The 15,428-nt window shown below is 69.7% G+C and carries 15 protein-coding genes and 1 pseudogene; 11 read left to right on the plus strand and 5 right to left on the minus strand.

Going from position 1 to position 15,428, the window contains the following annotated elements; translation table 11 throughout:
* Window positions 1-99: 99 nt before the first annotated feature.
* Window positions 100-612 carry a Scr1 family TA system antitoxin-like transcriptional regulator gene (locus KOI47_RS35375; protein ID WP_232376523.1) on the plus strand — a complete coding sequence of 171 codons (513 nt, stop codon included), beginning with the start codon at window positions 100-102 and terminating at the stop codon, window positions 610-612.
* Between the two features lie 737 nt (window positions 613-1,349).
* On the opposite strand, the pseudogene KOI47_RS35380 reads toward KOI47_RS35375, so the two are convergent.
* The 4 genes and pseudogenes from KOI47_RS35380 to paaI form a co-directional block, all read right to left on the minus strand.
* A pseudogene (locus tag KOI47_RS35380) lies at window positions 1,350-2,063 on the minus strand (AfsR/SARP family transcriptional regulator); the annotation flags it as partial.
* A gap of 224 nt (window positions 2,064-2,287) precedes the next feature.
* Window positions 2,288-2,905, minus strand: coding sequence for a TetR/AcrR family transcriptional regulator (locus KOI47_RS03840; RefSeq protein WP_216214042.1), 618 nt, complete (start codon window positions 2,903-2,905; stop codon window positions 2,288-2,290).
* Window positions 2,906-2,927: 22 nt separating this feature from the next.
* Window positions 2,928-4,208: a phenylacetate--CoA ligase PaaK gene (paaK, locus tag KOI47_RS03845; RefSeq protein ID WP_216214043.1), complete on the minus strand. Its 1,281-nt coding sequence runs from the start codon at window positions 4,206-4,208 to the stop codon at window positions 2,928-2,930.
* On the minus strand, window positions 4,205-4,582 hold the full coding sequence (gene paaI / locus KOI47_RS03850) for a hydroxyphenylacetyl-CoA thioesterase PaaI (protein ID WP_216217064.1): 378 nt from the start codon (window positions 4,580-4,582) through the stop codon (window positions 4,205-4,207). The genes paaK and paaI overlap by 4 nt, the downstream gene beginning before the upstream one ends.
* Window positions 4,583-4,691: 109 nt before the next feature.
* On the opposite strand from paaI, the gene KOI47_RS03855 reads away from it, so the two are divergent.
* From KOI47_RS03855 to KOI47_RS03900, 10 genes are all read left to right on the plus strand, one after another.
* Window positions 4,692-5,546, plus strand: a complete 855-nt coding sequence (locus tag KOI47_RS03855; protein WP_216214044.1) for a 3-hydroxyacyl-CoA dehydrogenase family protein — start codon at window positions 4,692-4,694, stop codon at window positions 5,544-5,546.
* A complete protein-coding gene (locus tag KOI47_RS03860) occupies window positions 5,533-6,780 on the plus strand; it encodes a cytochrome P450 (protein WP_216214045.1) in 1,248 nt (415 codons plus the stop codon). Before KOI47_RS03855 ends, KOI47_RS03860 begins: the two co-directional genes overlap by 14 nt.
* A gap of 160 nt (window positions 6,781-6,940) precedes the next feature.
* The gene (locus KOI47_RS03865; RefSeq protein WP_232376524.1) at window positions 6,941-7,894 is read left to right on the plus strand and encodes a bile acid:sodium symporter family protein; all 954 of its coding nucleotides are present in this window, start codon (window positions 6,941-6,943) and stop codon (window positions 7,892-7,894) included.
* Between the two features lie 56 nt (window positions 7,895-7,950).
* Window positions 7,951-9,981, plus strand: coding sequence for a phenylacetic acid degradation bifunctional protein PaaZ (paaZ, locus tag KOI47_RS03870; RefSeq protein WP_216214046.1), 2,031 nt, complete (start codon window positions 7,951-7,953; stop codon window positions 9,979-9,981).
* Window positions 9,981-10,916 carry a 1,2-phenylacetyl-CoA epoxidase subunit PaaA gene (paaA, locus tag KOI47_RS03875; protein ID WP_216214047.1) on the plus strand — a complete coding sequence of 312 codons (936 nt, stop codon included), beginning with the start codon at window positions 9,981-9,983 and terminating at the stop codon, window positions 10,914-10,916. Before paaZ ends, paaA begins: the two co-directional genes overlap by 1 nt.
* Window positions 10,913-11,215, plus strand: a complete 303-nt coding sequence (paaB, locus tag KOI47_RS03880; RefSeq protein ID WP_216214048.1) for a 1,2-phenylacetyl-CoA epoxidase subunit PaaB — start codon at window positions 10,913-10,915, stop codon at window positions 11,213-11,215. The genes paaA and paaB overlap by 4 nt, the downstream gene beginning before the upstream one ends.
* 14 nt (window positions 11,216-11,229) lie before the next feature.
* Complete coding sequence (gene paaC / locus KOI47_RS03885; protein WP_216214049.1) at window positions 11,230-12,111, plus strand: 1,2-phenylacetyl-CoA epoxidase subunit PaaC; 882 nt, start codon at window positions 11,230-11,232, stop codon at window positions 12,109-12,111.
* Complete coding sequence (gene paaD, locus KOI47_RS03890; protein ID WP_216214050.1) at window positions 12,105-12,605, plus strand: 1,2-phenylacetyl-CoA epoxidase subunit PaaD; 501 nt, start codon at window positions 12,105-12,107, stop codon at window positions 12,603-12,605. Before paaC ends, paaD begins: the two co-directional genes overlap by 7 nt.
* Window positions 12,605-13,687 carry a 1,2-phenylacetyl-CoA epoxidase subunit PaaE gene (gene paaE / locus KOI47_RS03895; protein ID WP_216214051.1) on the plus strand — a complete coding sequence of 361 codons (1,083 nt, stop codon included), beginning with the start codon at window positions 12,605-12,607 and terminating at the stop codon, window positions 13,685-13,687. Before paaD ends, paaE begins: the two co-directional genes overlap by 1 nt.
* Window positions 13,688-13,793: 106 nt before the next feature.
* Window positions 13,794-14,990: a thrombospondin type 3 repeat-containing protein gene (locus tag KOI47_RS03900; RefSeq protein ID WP_216214053.1), complete on the plus strand. Its 1,197-nt coding sequence runs from the start codon at window positions 13,794-13,796 to the stop codon at window positions 14,988-14,990.
* Window position 14,991: 1 nt separating this feature from the next.
* Here KOI47_RS03900 and KOI47_RS03905 read toward each other — a convergent pair whose 3' ends face one another.
* Complete coding sequence (locus KOI47_RS03905; RefSeq protein ID WP_216217066.1) at window positions 14,992-15,423, minus strand: MarR family winged helix-turn-helix transcriptional regulator; 432 nt, start codon at window positions 15,421-15,423, stop codon at window positions 14,992-14,994.
* Between the last annotated feature and the right edge of the window lie 5 nt (window positions 15,424-15,428).

Raw genomic sequence — 15,428 nt, forward strand, 5'->3', positions numbered from 1 at the left:
GTATAGAAACCGGTTGTCCCACAGGAATGCACGCGCCTCTTCGGGGGACAATGGACTGAACCGACCGAAACCGGGCGGAATCGGCGCTACTTTGTCCGCATGCAGGACCGAACCCCCACCATCCGCAGCCGGGAACTCGGCGAGGGGCTGCGCGCCGCCCTGCTGCGTGCCGGGCTGAACCAGAAGCAGGTCGCCGCCAAGCTCGACTGGTCGGAGGGCCGAGTGTCCAAGCTGCTGAGCGGCAAGCGCGGCGGCACCGAGATGGACATCGTCAGCTTCCTGGCGATCTGCGGGGTGACCGGCCGGGAGCGGGAGCGCCTGCTGAAGCTGTGCCGGGAGCGCGACACTCCCGGCTGGCTGCAACAACACGGCAGCCGCCTACCCGAGCAACTTCGCACCCTGATCGACCACGAGGAGCAGGCGGTCAGCATCGCGTCCTTCCAGCCGACAATCGTCCCCGGCTTACTCCGGACGGGCGACTACGCACGCGCGTTGATTGTGGAGACCGGCAACGTGCCGTCTGGCGAGATCGAAGAACGGGTCGGCGCGCTGCTGGAGAGGCGTTGCCAGTTGCCGAAGTGGCCGCCGACGGTCTTTTGGGAGCGGCCGTAGATGTTGCCGTCGTGGTGTACGGCGTAGATGTACATCTTGCCGTCGCGGAACATCTTCACCTCCGGGCCGGAGGCCATGCCGTTGCCGAAGGGCTGCCACTTGCCGAAGCCTCCGCCGGGGGTGGTGGTGCCGTTGGCCAGGATGTCCCCATTGGTGTTGGAGGCGTACACGGCGGTGTTGCCGTCCTCGAACTGCAACACCGACGGACTGCCCATGAAGTTGCCGCTGCTGGACAACCGCTGCCACGGACCGAAGATCCCGGCAGCAGCGCCCGCACCTGACTCCTCGTCGCGTGCATTGTCCAGCACCAGCAGCAGCCCGCGGTGCGCGGTGTGCATCCGGAACAACTCGGCCCGCTCACCGGTGCTGCCGGGGATCTCGGTTCCGGCGACGCCGAGAGCACGGAGGAACCGGGCGAACACTCCGGCGGTGGCCGCATCGCCGCCGCTGCCGTGCAGATCGGCGAACAGGGTGCCGTCCGGGTAGAGCGGCCGCAGCCGGTGTGCCGCGTGCACCGCAAGGGTCGACTTCCCGGTGCCTGCGAACCCGGACATCACGATCGTGGGTGTCGCCGTCGTGCCCCGGTACTCCCTCGGCAGCTCGAGAATCCGCGCCAGCGCCGCCTGCCTGCCGGTGAAGTCGGCGATGTCCGGTGGGAGCTGGTTCGGGGTGGCCGGCTCCGCCACGGTCACCTGCTCCGGTCGTGGCCGCCGTAGCGTGCCCTGCAGGATGTCGGTGTGCAGCTGCCGCAGCTCCTCGCCGGGTTCCACGCCCAGCTCGTGCACGAGGTACTCCCGGCAGCTGCGATAGGCGGCGAGCGCCTCGGCCTGCCTTCCGCCAAGGTAGAGGGCGCGCATGAGGAGTCCCTGCGCCTCCTCCCCGGTCGGGTTCGCCGTGGTGAGGTTGGTGAGCAGGGCGATCACGTCGTTGTAGTGGGCGAGCTGGAGCCGGGCCTCGGCCAGGCCCAGTTCGGCCTCGATCCGGGACTCCTCGATGCCGACCGCGCACCGGGCCACCGGGGCGTCGATCCCCTCGAGTGGATTACCGCGCCACAGGCTGAGCGCCCGTTGGTAACACTCGGCGGCCTCCTCGGGTTTCTGTTCGCGCAGGGCCACCCGCCCCTCGTCCGCGAGACTCCGGAAGGCCTCGACGTCGTTGTCGGTGCTGTCGATGTCCAGCTGGTAACCGGGTTTCCTGGTCCGCACCAGCGAGCCGCGGCCCCCGCTCAGCGGTGCGAGGCTACGCCGGACGGACGAGACGTAGGTGTGCACCAACGCGTTCGCCGATGGTGGCGGCCGGTCCCAGATCTGGGTGACCAGGCGGTCGGCGGGGATGACCGTCCTGGGCTCCATGAGCAGGGCGGCCAGTAGCGCCGCCGGTTTCGGGCCGCCGAGCCGGATTTCCTCTTCGCCGTGGCGGATCGTGAGTGGACCGAGTGCGAGAAAGCGCATGTATCTTCCCCTGAAGGCCTTCGCCGGGGCTATCGCCACCAGAACGGGCCGTATCACTCGATTCGGTGAAAGCTACCTGATCGGCCCATGACGAAAGTAAGAAATGCGCCGATCGGTCACCCCTGGGACGGCGGCGGCTGCGCGTGGGCGGCCAAAGCGCGCATGCGGACGGCCAACGCGTGCGCGTGGAGGGCAAACACGCGCGCGTGGGGGGCAAACACGGTTCAGGTGCGGATGCCGTCGAAGGCGATCTTGGCCACCGCGTCGGCGATGTCCGTGGGATCCGAGCCACGGCGCGGGCGGTACCACTCGATCAGTGAGTTGACCATGCCGAACAGCAGGCGGGCGGTTACCGCGGGGTCGATGTCCGGGCGGATGTCGCCCTCGTTCTCCGCGTCCCGCACCAGTTCGCTGACGATCTTGTCGAACTCGCGCCGCCGGGCCAGCGCGGCGCGCTCGACCTTGGTGTTCCCGCGTACCCGCAGCAACAGCGTCACGAACGGTAACTGGTCGACCAGCACCGCCACGCTGCCCCGCACCAGGTACTCCAGGCGATCGACGGCCCGGCCGTCCACCCGCTCGGCCTCGTCCACCACCGCGAACAACCCGTCCAGCGCCCGGTCCACGGCCAGCCGCAGCAACTCCTGCTTGCTGGAAACGTGGTGATAGATCGCCGACTTGGTGATGCCGAGCTTGCGGGAGAGGTCTTCCATGCTGGTGCCGTCGTACCCGCGCTCGTTGAACAGCTTCACCGCGACCCGCAGCACCGACTCCAGGTCATAGCCCGGCCGACCCCTGCGGCCGGGGGACGCGGGGGTCGGGGTTTGCCGTACGGACGTCACGGTAGGAGTATCGCAGCGGCTGTCAGCCGGTTTTCCTGCGGTCGATCACGCGCCGTAACTTACCCAGCGACCGCTCCAGGCTGTCCGGTTCCTGCACCGCCACCTCCACGCTCACCCCGATCCGGTTCTTGACCTCGGCAACCAGCTCGGTGGCCGCGCTCACCCGTCTGCCCTCCGGGGTGTCCTCGCGGGCCTCCACATGCACGGTGAGCTGGTCCAGCCGGTCCTTGGTGGTCAGTTCCAGCTGGAAGTGCGGGGCCAGGCCCTCGGTGCGCAGCACGATCTCCTCGATCTGGGTGGGGAACAGGTTCACCCCGCGCAGGATGATCAGGTCGTCGGAGCGGCCGGTGACCTTCTCCATCCGCCGGAATGCCGGGAACGCGGTGCCGGGCAGCAGCCGGGTGAGGTCCCTTGTCCGGTACCGGATGATCGGCAGTGCCTGCTTGGTGAGCGAGGTGAACAGCAACTCGCCGCGCTCGCCGGGCTCCAGCACCTGCTCGGAATGCGGGTCGATCACCTCGGGGTAGAAATGGTCCTCCCAGATGTGCAGCCCGTCCTTGGTCCGCACGCTCTCCTGCGCCACCCCGGGCCCCATCACCTCGGACAGCCCGTAGATGTCCACCGCGTCCATGCCGGTGCGGTCCTCGATCTCGGCACGCATCTCCTCGGTCCACGGCTCGGCGCCGAAGATGCCGACCCGCAGCGCGGTACTGCGCGGGTCCACGCCCTGCCGCTCGAACTCGTCCAGCAGGGTCAGCAGGTAGGTCGGGGTGACCATGATGATCTCCGGCCGGAAGTCCACGATCAGCTGCACCTGCCGCGCGGTCATCCCGCCGGAAGCCGGGATCACCGTGCAGCCGAGCTTTTCCGCTCCGTAGTGCGCGCCGAGCCCGCCGGTGAACAGGCCGTAGCCGTACGCGACGTGCACCTTGTCCCCTGGGCGGCCACCAGCGGCGCGGATCGACCTGGCCATCACCGTGGCCCAGGTGTCGATGTCCTGCTGGGTGTAGCCCACCACGGTCGGTTTCCCGGTGGTGCCGCTGGAGGCGTGGATCCGGCTCACCTGCTGCTGCGGCACCGCGAACATCCCGAACGGGTAGTTCTCCCGCAGGTCATCCTTGGTGGTCATGGGGAACTTCGCCAGGTCGTCGAGGCTGCGGCAGTCGTCCGGATGCACTCCGGCAGCCTCGAACTTCGCGCGATAGCAGGGAACATTGTCGTAGGCGTGCCGAAGTGTCCACTGTAGACGCTCAAGTTGCCGTGCGCGCAGTTCGTCCACGCCGAGGTTCTCCGGCTCACTCACCCTGCCTCCTGCCCGATGACCCGGCTGCGGCCGCGGAACTCGGCGATCACCTCGTCCCCGCGACGCACGGTCACGTCGTAGATACCGCTGCGCCCGTAGCGGGTGCGTTCCTCGGCCGTGGCCACCAGTTCGTCGCCCCGCTTGGCAGGCGCGACGAAGGTGATGTCCGCGCCCGCGGCCACGGTCACCGGGCCGTGGCTGTTGCAGGCGCAGGCGAAGGTGGTGTCGGCGAGCAGGAATACGTAACCGCCGTGCACGATGTCGTGCCCGTTCACCATCGAGCCGGTGACGCGCATCGTGGCCACCGCGCGGCCACCGCCCGCCTCGAGCAACTCGATGCCCAGTGAGCGGGACGCCTCATCCACGTCGAACATGGCGTGCGCGGCGTTGCGTTCGTCCAAGCTAGCTTCCTGCCTTGCTTACTGACCGAATGGACGGTTAATACTGTGTGTCGGTCGGTGAAGGTGTCAAGAGGAGTTGTTCATGACTGCGGTGCCGGAAAAGGTGGGCGTGATCGGCGGCGGGCGGATGGGCGCCGGGATCGCCCAGGTGTTCGCGACGGCGGGGGCCGAGGTGATCGTCGTCGAGGGTGACGCGGGCGCGGCCGACGCCGCGGCCGAGCGGGTCGGCACCGGCCTGCGCCGGGCCGCCGAGCGCGGCAAGCTCGACACCGACCCGGCCGAGGTGCTCACCAGGGTGCGAGTGGGCACCGATCCCACCGAGTTCCCCTCGGACGTCGACCTGGTGGTGGAGGCGGTGCCGGAACGCGCCGACCTCAAGGTCGAGGTGCTGGCCGCCGCCGAGAGTGCAGTTAGCGGGCAAACTGTTCTCGCCACGAACACCAGCTCGCTGTCGGTGACCGAGCTCGGGGCCGGGCTGAAGGACCCCGGCCGCTTCCTCGGCATGCACTTCTTCAACCCGGTACCGCCGTCCAAGCTGGTCGAGGTGGTGCTCGCCGCCGAAACCAGCGCCGAGACCAGGCGTCGGGTACTCGGCTGGGTACGCGGCCTGGACAAGACCGAGGTCGTGGTGCGGGACTCGCCTGGCTTCGCCACCAGCAGGCTGGGCGTGCTGCTCGGCCTGGAGGCGATCCGGATGCTGGAGGAAGGGGTGGCCGACGCCGAGTCCATCGACAACGCGATGGAGCTGGGCTACCGGCACCCGATGGGCCCGCTGCGCTCCACCGACCTGGTTGGCCTCGACGTGCGGCTGGCCATCGCGGAGTACCTGCACGGCACGCTCGGCGACCGGTTCGCCCCGCCGCAGCTGTTGCGGGACAAGGTGGCAAGGGGCGAGCTGGGCCGCAAGACCGGCAGGGGCTTCCATGACTGGGACTGAGTCGCCGGATGTCTTCGACCCGCGGGTGTTCGCCCGCGGCCTGCCGCACGAGGAGTTCCGCGTGCTGCGGGACACCACGCCGGTGTGCTGGCAAGAGGAGCACGAGGTGCTGGACTGGCCCGCTGGCCCCGGCTACTGGGCGGTCACCCGCTACGCCGATGTGAAACACGTGCTGCGCACCCCGGAGGTGTTCTCCTCCTGGCTCGGCGCCACCCAGATCCGCGACCCCGAGCCCACGGACCTGGCGTTCATCCGCAGGATGATGCTGAACATGGACCCGCCGGAGCATCGCAGGCTGCGCGGTCTCGCGGCGGCGGTGTTCACCCGGCGCAGGCTGGAACGCCTCAGCGAGCGGATCACCCAGCGTGCCCGGTCATTGCTGGACGCGGTGGCCCCGCGCGGCCACTGCGACCTGCCGGTGGAGGTGACCGACGACTTCCCGCTGGCCAACCTCGCCGACCTGCTCGGGGTGCCGCATGCCGACCGCGAGCTGCTGCTGCACTGGACCAACCGGGTGATCGGGTACCAGGATCCCGAACACGCCGAGACCGTGCGGGACGACCAGGGCAGGCCGGTGAACCCGCGCTCGCCCGCGATGCTCGCCGATATGTTCGGCTATGCCCGCGAACTGGCCGCCCACAAGCGCGAACATCCCGGCGAGGACCTGATGACCGCGCTGGTCCAGGCCGAAGTGGACGGTCGAGGGCTGGACGAGGCCGAGCTGGAGATGTTCTTCTTCCTGGTGGTGATCGCCGGTAACGACACCGTGCGCAGCGCCCTGCCAGGCGGGGTGCTCGCGCTGGCCGAGCATCCGGAGCAGTACCGGCGGGTACGCGCCGATCCCGGCCTGCTGCCGAGCGCGGTGGAGGAGATCCTGCGCTGGCACCCGCCGGTGCTCAGCTTCCGCCGCACCGCCAGCACCGACACCGAACTGGGCGGCGTGCGCATCCGGGAGGGCGACAAGGTGGTCGTCTACCACGCCTCTGCGCACTACGACGAGCGCGCCTTCCCCGACCCTTTCCGCTTCGACCCCGGCAGGCAGCCCAACGACCACCTTGCCTTCGGACAGGGACCGCATCTGTGCCTCGGGGCCCACTTCGGCCGGCTGCAGCTGCGGATCTTCTTCGCCGAGCTGCTGGCCCGGCTGCCCGAGGTGGAGCTGGACGGTCCGCCGCGGCGGCTGACCTCGAACTTCATCAACGGCATCACGCACCTCCCCCTGCGCTGGCGGTAGTGCCCTGAACGTGGCTTTCCGGACGTTGAACGTCCCAATAGTGCCGTTCGCGACGTTGGGCGTCTCGATCGGCACGTTCAGGGCCCTTGCGGCGGGTTAGCCTGCGGTGATCATGCGCCGCGCGTGACCGGGCGCGGCCCCGGCCTCCTTGGGGGAGTTCGTGTCCAATTTCCTGTTGCGGATCGCCACCTTCGCGGGCCGCTGGTTCGCCCCGCTGGTGCTGCTTGGCGGCGCGCTCGGGCTGCTGTTGCCCGAGCCATCCGCCGCCCTCGCCCCGCAGATCCCGCTGCTGCTCGGCGTGATCATGTTCGGGATGGGTCTCACCCTGCGGCCCGGCGACTTCGCGCTGGTGCTGCGCCGCCCGCTGGTGGTGCTGCTCGGCCTGGTGGCCCAGTACCTGATCATGCCGCTGGCCGCGTGGAGCATCGGCACCCTGCTCGGCCTGGAACCACTGCTGCTGCTCGGCATGATCCTGGTCGGCTCCGCGCCCGGCGGCACCGCCTCGAATGTGGTGGTCTACCTCGGCCGCGGCGATGTGGCCCTCTCGGTCACCCTCACCTCGGTGTCCACCCTGCTCGCGCCGCTGCTCACCCCGCTGCTGGTGCTCTGGCTCGGCGGGTCGACGCTGCCGGTGGATCCCTGGGCCCTGTTCCGCTCGATCCTGGAGATCGTGCTGGTGCCGATCGTGGCCGGGGTGCTGGTGCGGCTGCTGGCAGGCGGGTTCGTGCAGCGGGTGCTGCCGTACCTGCCGCTGGTCTCGGTCACCGGGATCGTGGTCGTGGTGGCGGCGGTGGTCGGGGTGAACGCCGACGTCGCCGCGAGCAGCGGGGCGTTGCTGGTCCTCGCGGTGATCGCGCACAACGGCGCGGGCCTGCTGCTCGGCTACCTCGCAGGCAGGCTCGCCGGGGTGGGGGAGAGCGCCCGCCGGGCGATCAGCATCGAGGTCGGGATGCAGAACTCCGGGCTCGCGGCCAGCCTCGCCACCGTGCACTTCGCACCGCTGGCCGCCCTGCCTGCCGCGCTGTTCTCGGTCTGGCACAACATCTCCGGCTCCGCGCTGGCCACCTTCTGGGCGCGCGGGTCTACCCGCGGCCGCCGTGGCAAGGTATCGTGAATTACTGAACGTACGGTTGGTAATTCGAGCCAGACGATCCGAGGAGGCTGGCCTTCATGGCCCTGCTGCGCAGCTACGTTTCCGGCCGGTGGCACACGCCGCAGGAGGCGGGCAGGCCACTGCACGACGCGGTGACCGGCGAGGAGGTGGCCCGGCTCTCGTCCGCGGGCGTCGATATGGCGGCCGCGCTGGACCACGGGCGCCGCACCGGGGGCCCCGCCCTGCGCGAGCTGACCTTCCACCAGCGGGCGGCGCTGCTCAAGGCGCTCGCCGCACAGCTGCGCGAGCACCGCGAGGAGCTGTACCAGCTGTCCCTGCGCACCGGGGCCACCCTCGGCGACGCCAAGTTCGACATCGACGGCGGCATCGGGGTGCTGTTCGCCTACGGCAGCAAGGGCAGGCGGGAGCTGCCAAACGACACCGTGTACGTGGACGGCGCGGTGGAGCCGCTCGGCAAGGGCGGCACCTTCCTCGGGCAGCACATCGCCACCCCGCTGCGGGGCGTGGCCGTGCAGATCAACGCCTTCAACTTCCCGGTATGGGGGCCGCTGGAGAAGTTCGCCCCCGCCTTCCTCGCCGGGGTGCCCAGCCTGGTCAAACCGGCCAGCCAGACCGCGTACCTGACCGAGCGGCTGGTCCAGCTCGTCGTGGACTCCGGGCTGCTGCCGGAGGGCTCGCTGCAACTCGTCTGCGGCAGCGCGGGCGACCTGCTGGACCACCTCACCGAGCAGGACCTCGTCTCCTTCACCGGTTCCGCGGACACCGCGCAGCGGCTGCGCACGCATCCGGCCATCGTGCGCAATGCGGTCCGGTTCAACGCCGAGGCCGACTCGCTCAACCTGTCCGTGCTCGGCCCGGACGCGAAGCCCGGCAGCGCCGAGTTCGACCTGTTCGTCAAGCAGCTGGTCACCGAGATGACGGTGAAGGCGGGGCAGAAGTGCACCGCCATCCGCCGCGCCTTCGTGCCGGCCGAGCTGGCCGATGACGTGGCCGCCGCGGCTGCCGAGCGGCTGGCCAAGGTCACCGTGGGCAACCCGGCCTCCGACGGCGTGCGGATGGGTGCGCTGGCCAGCCTTGAGCAGCGCGAGGAGGTTCGCCGCTCGCTGAAGGCGCTGCTGGACGCGGGCAGCGTGGTCGCGGGCGACCCGGAGCGGGTGGAGGTGGTGGACGCCGACGCCGAACGCGGCGCGTTCGTCTCACCGGTGCTGCTGCGGGCCGCCGACCCCGAGCGGGCCGAACCGCACGAGGTGGAGGCATTCGGGCCGGTGTCCACCCTGCTGCCCTACACCTCCACCGAGCAGGTCATCGAGCTCGCGGCAAGGGGCAAGGGCAGCCTGGTCGGCTCTGTGGTCACCGCGGACACCGAGTTCGCGAGGCAGCTGGTGCTCGGCGTCGCGCCATGGCACGGCAGGCTGCTGGTGCTGGACGCCGAGGACGCGAAGGAGTCCACCGGGCACGGCTCGCCGCTGCCCGCGCTGGTGCACGGCGGGCCGGGCCGCGCAGGCGGCGGCGAGGAGATGGCTGGCATCCGTGGGGTGCTGCACCATATGCAGCGCACCGCCGTGCAGGCGAGCCCGAAGGTGCTCGGCGCGGTCACGAACCGCTGGGTGCCCGGCGCGCCGCGGCAGGAGGGCGAGCACCCGTTCCGCAAGTCCCTTGCCGAGCTGAAGGTGGGGGACACCGTGGTCGCCGGGCCACGCACCGTCACGAGTGCGGACGTGGACCACTTCGCCGAGTTCACCGGGGACACCTTCTACGCGCACACTGACGAGGCGGCGGCACGGGAGAACCCGCTGTTCGGTGGCATCGTGGCGCACGGCTACCTGGTGGTGTCCTTCGCCGCCGGGCTGTTCGTCTCCCCGGAGCCCGGCCCGGTGCTGGCCAACTACGGCCTGGAGAACCTGCGCTTCCTCACCCCGGTCAAGCCGGGCGACTCGCTGACCGTGACGCTGACCGCCAAGCAGATCACCCCGCGGGTGGACGCCGACTACGGCGAGGTGCGCTGGGACGCGGACGTGACCAACGGCGACGGCGAGTCGGTGGCCAAGTACGACGTGCTCACCCTGGTCGCCAAGGAGCAACGCTGATGAACGATCTGGAACGCCATTTCGAGCGCACCCTGGAGAAGGACCAGCGGCTGGAGCCGAGGGACTGGCTGCCGGATGGCTACCGCAAGACGATGATCAGGCAGATCGCGCAGCACGCGCATTCGGAGATCATCGGCATGCAGCCGGAGGGCAACTGGATCACTCGCGCGCCTTCGTTGCGCCGCAAGGCGATCCTGCTGGCCAAGGTGCAGGACGAGGCCGGGCACGGGCTGTACCTCTACTCCGCGGCGGAGACCCTCGGCGCCGACCGCACCGACCTGACCGAGAGGTTGATCAGCGGGCGGCAGAAGTACTCCTCCATCTTCAACTACCCGACCCTGACCTTCGCCGATGTCGGAGTGATCGGCTGGCTGGTGGACGGGGCGGCGATCTGCAACCAGGTTCCGTTGTGCCGCAGCAGTTACGGCCCCTATGCGCGGGCGATGATCCGGATCTGCAAGGAGGAGTCCTTCCACCAGCGGCAGGGCTACGAGCTGCTGATGACCATGATGCGCGGCACGCCGGAGCAGCGGGAGATGGTGCAGGACGCCACCGACCGGTACTGGTGGCCCTCACTGATGATGTTCGGCCCGCCAGACGGCGACTCGCCGAACACCGAGCAGTCCATGGCCTGGAAGATCAAGCGGCACACCAACGACGAGCTGCGTCAGCGGTTCGTGGACATGACCGTGCCGCAGGCGCAGGCACTCGGCGTCACCCTGCCCGACCCCGAACTGAAATGGAACGCCGACCGCGGGCACTACGACTTCGGCGAGATCGACTGGGCGGAGTTCAAGGAGGTGCTGCGCGGCAACGGCCCATGCAACGCGCAGCGGGTGGAACGCCGCCGCCGGGCGCACGAGGACGGCGCCTGGGTGCGCGAGGCCGCAGCCACGCATGCCGCCAAGCACGCGAGCACGGAGGCCGCCGCATGACGGAAGGTGACAACGCGCGAGCATCGTGGCCGCTGTATGAGGTGTTCGTGCGGGGTAAGCGCGGGCTGAACCACGTGCATGTCGGCTCGCTGCATGCGGCCGACGACCAGATGGCGCTGCGCAACGCCCGCGACCTCTACACCCGGCGCAACGAGGGCGTGAGTATCTGGGTGGTGCGGGCCGCCGACATCACCGCGTCCAGCCCGGACGAGAAGGACCCGTTCTTCGCGCCAAGCGGGGACAAGGTCTACCGGCACCCGACGTTCTACGAGATCCCCGACGACGTCCCGCATATCTGAAGGGATGTCTTGCCATGTCTTTTGACAACGCCTACGAGGCGATCACCGAGGAGAACGACTCCCGCTGGGCCTTCGGCACCGGGTTCGAGGATCCGTTGTCCGGAGTGGACACCACAGTTCCGTCTGATGTGGATGGAACGGACCTGGCAGCCTACTGCCTGATGCTCGGGGATGACGCACTGGTCATGTCGCACCGGTTGCAGGAGTGGTGCACCCAGGCGCCGGAGCTCGAGGACGAGGTGGCACTGGCGAACATCGGGCTGGACCTGCTCGGCCAGGCACGATTGCTGCTGGCAAGGGCCGGGAAGGCGGACGGCACCGGGCGGGGGGAGGACCACTTCGCGTTCTTCCGCGCCGAGCACGAGTTCCGGAACGTGCGGCTGGTGGAGCCGGAGAACGGGGACTTCGCCCACTCGATGGCGCGGCTGCTGGTGTTTTCCACCTGGCGGCTGGCCCTGCTGAGCGGGCTGACCGGCTCCGGCGACCCCGTGCTGGCCGCGATCGCGGGCAAGGGGGTCAAGGAGGTCGCCTACCACCGCGACTACGCCGCGCAGTGGGTCGTCCGGCTCGGCGACGGTACCGAGCTGTCCCGGCAGCGCATGCAGGCCGGGCTGGACGCGGTGTGGCCGCTGGTCGCCGAGCTGTTCGTGCCGCACGAGATCGAGCTGCGGCTGGCCGAGGCCGGGATCGGGGTGGACCCGGCCGGGTTGCGGGCCGAGTTCGACCAGGTGCTGGCGCAGGTGCTGCCCGCGGCCACCCTGGAGCGGCCAGAAGGCGGCGAGCTGGGCCGGGTCGCGGGGAAGGCGGGCCGGGACGGGGTGCACACCGAGACCATGGGGTACCTGCTGGCCGAGCTGCAGAGCGTGGCCAGAGCACATCCGGAGGCGACATGGTGACCCTGACCGACGCCAGGTCGATCGCCGAGACGGTGACCGACCCGGAGCTGCCGATGGTGACCCTCGCCGACCTCGGCGTGCTGCGTGAAGTGTCCGTCGTGGGCGGAAAAGTGATCGTGTCGATCACACCGACCTACACCGGCTGTCCTGCCATGGACACCATGCGCGACGACCTGGTGCGGGCGCTGACCGAGGCCGGGTACGTCGAGGTCGAGGTGCGCACGGTGTTGCACCCACCGTGGTCGACCGACTGGATCACCGCGGCTGGCAGGCGCAAGCTCGCCGAGGCGGGTATCGCGCCCCCTGGAAGCGCGCCGGAGCGGGGCGGCGGTCCGGTGCCGCTGAACCTGGCGCCTCCGGTGCGGCGGGTGCGCTGCCCCCGCTGCGAGTCACCGGAAACCGAACTGCTCTCGGAGTTCAGCGCCACGGCCTGTAAGTCGCTGCGCCGGTGCGTGGTATGCCGGGAACCCTTCGAACACGTGAAGGAAATCTGATGACCGCGCCCGTGCAAACCCGCCGCCGCAGCGGGTTCCACTCGCTGACCGTCGCCGAGGTACGGCGGCTGTGCCCGGACGCGGTGGCGGTGACCTTCGAGGTGCCACCGGAACTGGCCGCGGAGTTCGAGTTCAGGCCAGGGCAGTCGCTGACCCTGCGCCGCATCGTGGACGGCCGGGAGGAACGGCGCAACTACTCCATCTGCGCCCCGTCCGGTGACCGGTTGCGGATCGGCGTGCGCGAGGTTCCGGGAGGTCTGTTCTCCGGCTGGCTGGTGCACGAGGTGCGGCCTGGCGACCAGATCGAGGTGCAGCCGCCCGCCGGGAGCTTCACCCCGGACCTCGACGAGCCGGGGCACCACGTGCTCGTCGCCGCGGGCTCCGGGATCACCCCGGTGCTGTCCATCGCGGCCTCCCTGCTGCGCAACCCGCAGGTCACCGTCACCCTGCTGTACGGGAACCGGCGGGCCGACACGGTGATGTTCGCCGACGACGTCGCCGACCTGAAGGACCGCTGGCCGAGCAGGCTGGAACTGGTGCACGTGCTGTCCAGGGAACCGCGTGAGGCCGAGCTGTTCACCGGACGGCTGGATCCGGCCAAGCTGCGCGCGCTGCTCGGCACCCTGATTCCCGCCGAGCGGGTGACGCACTGGTGGCTGTGCGGGCCGCATCCGATGGTGACCGCCGCACAGGAGGTGCTCGCCGAGGCCGATGTCCCGCGCGAGCGGGTACACACCGAACTGTTCTATGTGGACGACGTGCCGCCGGATCCGGTGCGCCGCGAGGATGCCGAGCCCGAAGGTAGCGGTAGCGAGGTGACCGTGCTGCTGGACGGCCGCGCCACCACGGTCGCGCTGCCGCCGGACACCACCGTGCTGGAGGGTGCCCAGCGCGCCCGCCCTGACCTGCCCTTCGCCTGTAAGGGCGGGGTGTGCGGAACCTGCCGGGCGATGGTGGTGGACGGGGAGGTGCGCATGCGGCGCAACTTCGCGCTGGAGGAGTCCGAGGTCGCTGCAGGCTTCGTGCTGACATGCCAGTCCCTCCCGGTCAGCGAGCAGGTCAAGGTCGATTACGACGCCTGAGCCGCGGCGGGAATCCCCCGATCGGCTTAGTTGACCCGTGAGTAGCCAACTCGCTACCTTCACCGGAATGATGTGTCATTCCGATCAATGGTGATGGGAGCACGAAATGGGCGGGTTCACGTTGCGCGGCGGCCGGAGAGCCCTGGTCGTCGCCGCCACGGCGGTCGTGTCGATGGGGCTGACGGTCGCCCCGGCACAGGCCGGAAGCATCTGGGACGGGTATGGGCCGTGGGGTCCGTACGGGTTCGGCACGCAGCCGGTGCTCGGTGAGCCGATCCCGCCGGGCGAGCCGCTCGGGAAGTACGACAATGCCGACTTCGACAGCGACGGGGTGCGCAACATCGCCGACAACTGCCTGCTGGTGCCCAACCCCGGCCAGGAACCCGCGGTGCGGCGGGACGGCGCCATCGGCCCGCGGGACATGCTGCGCCTCGCGACGGACTGGAAGGCGGCCAACCCGGATGCGCGGTTCCGCACCGACGCCGAGCTCGGCGAGGCGTGCTCCGGCTACAACAAGAACTACCTGCGCACGACCCGCGCCCTGATCCACTCCTCGGACCAGCGGAAGATCGAGATCTTCGAGTTCCTCGGCCAGTCCGGGCCGATGTTCGGCGGCTCGCCCGCGCCGATGTCCAGCGATCCGGCACCCGGTCCTGGCAACCTGGCGACCTCATTACCGATGTGTTCGAGTAAGGAGAAGATCGCCCAGTTGCCGAACTGGATCCTCAGCGGGTTCACCGATCCGGGCAGCGGAATCGTCGACCCGTTCGTCGAGCTGCTGCCGCAGCGGTTCACCGACTGCGGCAAGACCGGCTGGATCCGGGCGATCGAGGACTCCGGGATGTACTGGGGCTGGGCAGGAAAGCGCCTGTACACCAACGAGGACGGTGGCCGGATCACCAACCGGTTCGTGGCGGGCCTTACCGAGTTGCCCGGCTTCGACGAGTTCGCGGATAGTCCGCTTGGCAAGCTGATCAGCCAGGGCCTGCCGATGTTGTTCCCCGCGGGAACCGGGCAGACCTTCCAGGGCCTGATCTTCCGCGGTAAGTCCTATATCGACGGAAACGACGCGATCGTGATGGACTGGCGCGGCCCCAAGGCGTTCCCTGCGAACTTCGAGTTCGGGCACAACGGCTACCTGATCTACGACGAGTGCCGGGCCATCCAGACCGGGGTGTACCACTGCACGGCCGTGGTGGACGCCGTGGTCGGCGAGAACCGGATGACCTGGCAGGAGGGTTACATGCCCTGGGTCGTCAAGGGGCCACCCTCGATCGAGGAGTACCTCGCGGCCACCCGGTAACTCAGGACCCGGGACCGTTGGCGGCCCGCAGCGTCCGCATCGCCTCGGCCAGCGATGCGGACGCCGCGGGCCCGAGGGGTTCCAGCACCCGGCGGCGCAGGATCTCCGCGCAGGCGTGCCGGGCGCGCTCGGCCACGTCCCTGCCGTGCTCGGTCAGTACCGCGTAGGTGACCCTGCGGTCCCGCTCGCTGGGCGCCCTGCGGATCAGGCCCGCGGCGACGAGGCGATCGGCCACCTTGGTGAAGCCGCCGCTGGAAAGGGCTGCCTCGCCGGCCAGCCGGGTCATCGGCATCCGGCACTCCGGCGAGCGGATCAGCCGGATCAGGATGTCGAAGGAGGCCGGGGCCAGGTCGAAGCGCTCGGCGATCTCGCCCATCAGGCGCTCCTGGGTGGCCAGGTAGCCCTCGATCACCAGGCCCCACCAGGTCACCATCTCGT

Source organism: Amycolatopsis aidingensis, from assembly GCF_018885265.1.
GTDB lineage: Bacteria > Actinomycetota > Actinomycetes > Mycobacteriales > Pseudonocardiaceae > Amycolatopsis > Amycolatopsis aidingensis.